4 protein-coding genes and 1 riboswitch are annotated in these 3230 nt (G+C 50.1%); of the genes, 3 read left to right on the top strand and 1 reads right to left on the bottom strand.

Features of this window, described 5'->3' with window-relative positions:
- Both H1R82_RS13900 and H1R82_RS13895 read left to right on the top strand, forming a co-directional pair.
- Positions 1–543, top strand: a 543-nt coding sequence (locus tag H1R82_RS13900; protein ID WP_181821689.1) for a lysophospholipid acyltransferase family protein, incomplete at its 5' end; no start/stop codon positions are given.
- A gap of 8 nt (positions 544–551) precedes the next feature.
- Positions 552–2117, top strand: a complete 1566-nt coding sequence (locus H1R82_RS13895) for a phytoene desaturase family protein (protein WP_181731946.1) — start codon at positions 552–554, stop codon at positions 2115–2117.
- Here the strand turns inward: H1R82_RS13895 and H1R82_RS13890 are convergent.
- Positions 2114–2287, bottom strand: coding sequence for a twin-arginine translocase TatA/TatE family subunit (locus tag H1R82_RS13890; protein WP_181731945.1), 174 nt, complete (start codon positions 2285–2287; stop codon positions 2114–2116). The two genes, H1R82_RS13895 and H1R82_RS13890, sit on opposite strands and share 4 nt — an antisense overlap.
- A gap of 194 nt (positions 2288–2481) precedes the next feature.
- A riboswitch (Lysine riboswitch) is annotated at positions 2482–2666 on the top strand.
- 112 nt (positions 2667–2778) lie between these two features.
- Between H1R82_RS13890 and H1R82_RS13885 the strand changes: the two genes are divergently transcribed.
- The coding region (locus H1R82_RS13885; RefSeq protein WP_445267836.1) for an amino acid kinase family protein at positions 2779–3230 on the top strand (452 nt) is incomplete at its 3' end.

Raw genomic sequence — 3230 nt, 5'->3', positions numbered from 1 at the left:
TTTTTGGTGAATGAAGAGGAAACCGACACGTATGGATGGCTGGGGCAGGAAGAGGTGCTCTCTTTTGACGGGGATTCCTATCAACAAATTCAAGAAGCTTTGGAACACGGCGCAGAAATCCTGGATGGAAGGTTTGGCTCGCTTTGGGTTTTCGGGCAGGGAGAAGTGAAACATCCGGATTTTCGCCCGCTTCGTTTTTTGCCGGGATTGGGCTCATTGCTTGAAAAGGTGAAACATGTGCAAGTGGTGCCGGTTGCGTTTTATTATTCCATGACCGGACGTTTTCCGGAAGCTTGTGTCCAATTGTCTGCACCGATTGTGCCTTCCACTTTTGAACAGGGAAACCGCCGGGCGTGGATTGCCGCCTGCAGTAAGGAACTCACGTATCATCTGGATATGGTCAAAGAGCAGGTCATTTCCGAAAATCTTGGCGATTTTGAGTGTGTACTGGCAGGAACCATGGCCGGGGACCATCCGTGGCCGCCGGTGGAAGATTGGAAAAAACAGATTGAACAATGGATACAGAAAATAAAGAAAGGGTGACACACTCCATGAAAAAGGGAATTGTCATTGGAGGCGGGATTGCCGGACTGGTGGCCGCGATCCGGCTGGCGGCATATGGCTATGAAATCACCTTGTTGGAAAAACAAAAAGAGTTGGGAGGGCGCTGTCGTTCTTATCAGCTGAATGCTTACTTTTTTGATGGGGAATTCGTGCCGGTCATGATGCCGGAAGTGATCGGGGAAGTTTACCGGGAAGCAGGAGAGGAATTGGATCCCGACTTGCGTTTTATTCCGCTTCCGGTCAACAGCCGCCATTTTTTTTATAATAAAACGGTCATTGACTTGTCGGCCGATCCGGATTATATGATGGAACAACTGACAGCTTTTTCCCCGGAAGAGCAAAACCGTTTCTTTGATTATTTGTCCGAAGCGCAGCGGATGTATGAAGTGATTGAAGATTATGTGATACGCAAACCCAACCGCAGCTGGACTGATTTTTTCCGGAACAAGGCGGTTTGGCATGGTTTGAAAGCCCGCCCGTTTGAATCGCTGGATGCTTTTCACCGCCGCTACTTCAAGGACCACCGGCTGATCGCCATGATGAACCGGTATGCCCTGTACGTGGGTTCGTCTCCTTATCAGGCACCTGCAGCGTTGGCGATCTTAAGTTATTTGGAGATGGTGCACGGTTTAAGCTATGTCGAAGGCGGGAACCGGCGCTTGGTGGAAGCGTTGGTCCGGTTGGCCAAAAAGGTGGGGGTGATGATACATACCTCTTGTGAAGTGGAAGAGATCCTGGTCAAAGAAGGACAAGCGGCAGGGGTCAAGGCAGGCGGAGAAAAATGGGAGGCGGATTTTGTCATCAGCAATGTGGATGTGCAAGTAACGAAAAATAACTTCCTGGGAAGGAAAGAGGACAAACCGGAGCGGCTGAGCAGTTCCGGAATTTTGTGGTTGCTCGGGGTAAAGCAAAGCTATCCGCAATTGTTGCACCACAACTATTTTTATCCGGATGATGTCGGCCGGCAGTATATCGATATCTTTGAACAACAAAGATGGCCGGAGTCCCCTCTCATTTATGTCGGGAATTCCAGTGTGTCCGAACCGGACCGCGCCCCGGAAGGAGCCAGCAATCTCACGGTGATGGTGCCGGTGCCTTCGGGAAGCCGGGAGAATGTGGAAACCTACCGGGAACAACTGTTGTTTTTGCTGGATAAAGTATGGGGTTTGAAAGATTTGAAAGACCACATCGAAACGGAGCAAATCATGGGGCCGGCTGAGCTGGAGGAATTAACCAATGCCAAGGGCGGAGCCTTGAATGGCCGGGCTTTTCACGGCTTCCGGTCTTTGATCCGTCCGCCCATGAAAGATAAAAAAGTCCGGCGCCTGTATTACACGGGATCCACGACCTATCCGGGCCACGGAGGTGTTTCCGCCTCGGCTTTAAGCGGGCTCCATGTGGCACGGATTCTTCGCGATGATCATGAATACCTCATCGAAATGGAAGAAAAGCGGAAAGCAAAGCAATTAAAGAAAGAAGCCCGTCATGCTTCCAAAATAAAAACTGCTGACAAGGCACCGGTTTCCAGTCAGCAGAAAGGAATGAACGATTAATCCTTTGGAGTGTTTTTTTCTTCTTCTTTTTCCTTGCCGTTTAAGGCATCGCGGAAAGATTTCAACGTTTGTCCGGTGGCCCGTCCCAGCTCGGGCAGCTTTTTGGGCCCGAACAATAACAAGGCAACGAACAGAATGATGATGAATCCGGGTAATCCGATGTTTGCCATGATCTATCACCCCTTTATGTTGTTTATTATAATCTTTCCATCCGGTTTGTACCAGTGATGCTTTTGTCAGCCGTTTCCCGTGAAGATTTTTCTTTGATTGAAAGAAAAAAAGTGTTTGAATGGATTGAATCCGGAACCCGGTTATGGTAAGATCGTAAAAAATCAGGACAATGAATAAATATTGCTCGCTTATCATGTGGACTAGAGGCGCGGCTTTTATGAGTACTTATCCGGAGTGTCGGGACACGAGGATGGACAAGGAAAGGAAAATGCCGCCGAAGCTTGTGGGAAATCCCGATTGAACACAAGCTGGTGTTGTGCTCGAACAGGGGCAACACTGTCACAGAAGCCACGGCTTTTGTGGAGAGCTAATCCGCAGGGATTATGCGGGCTGGAGCGTTGGAAACCAAGGCGACAGCAAGCTATCTCTGCTGTGGCCTTCTGTTTTTTCTGAGCGAGTTTAGTCCAGCTGAGGAAAGAGGAGAGGAACCATGGGGATCGTTGTGCAAAAGTTTGGCGGTACTTCGGTGGGCGATGTCGCCAGGATTCACAAAGTGGCAGACCGAATCGCTGAAACCGCAAGGCAGGGACATCAGTGTGTCATCGTGGTGTCAGCGATGGGAAAATCCACTGACGAGCTGGTCCACCTGGCCAATGAGATCAGTTCGCATCCGGAACCGAGAGAGATGGATATGCTCTTGGCCACAGGAGAACAAGTCAGCATCGCTTTGTTGACGATGGCGCTTAAAGAACGGGGATTGAAAGCAAGATCCATGACGGGATGGCAAGCCGGAATCCAAACCGATCATGTGCATGGAAAAGCGAGGGTGACAAAGGTCCGCACCGAAGCCGTGCTTGAATGCCTGAACCAGGGTGAAGTCGTTGTGGTCGCAGGATTTCAAGGGATTTCCCCGGAGAATGAGATCACCACATTGGGACGCGG

The organism is Thermoactinomyces intermedius, assembly GCF_013912365.1.
In the GTDB taxonomy this organism is placed as follows: Bacteria; Bacillota; Bacilli; order Thermoactinomycetales; family Thermoactinomycetaceae; genus Thermoactinomyces; species Thermoactinomyces intermedius.
The sequence above is the reverse complement of the archived record's forward strand: the minus strand, read 5'-3'. Positions and strand labels throughout refer to the sequence as shown.

Excerpts from the sequence above, each read along its gene's own strand:
- H1R82_RS13890 (WP_181731945.1), bottom strand. The coding sequence starts at position 2,287 with ATGGCAAACATCGGATTACCCGGATTCATCATCATTCTGTTCGTTGCC.
- H1R82_RS13895 (WP_181731946.1), top strand. The coding sequence starts at position 552 with ATGAAAAAGGGAATTGTCATTGGAGGCGGGATTGCCGGACTGGTGGCC.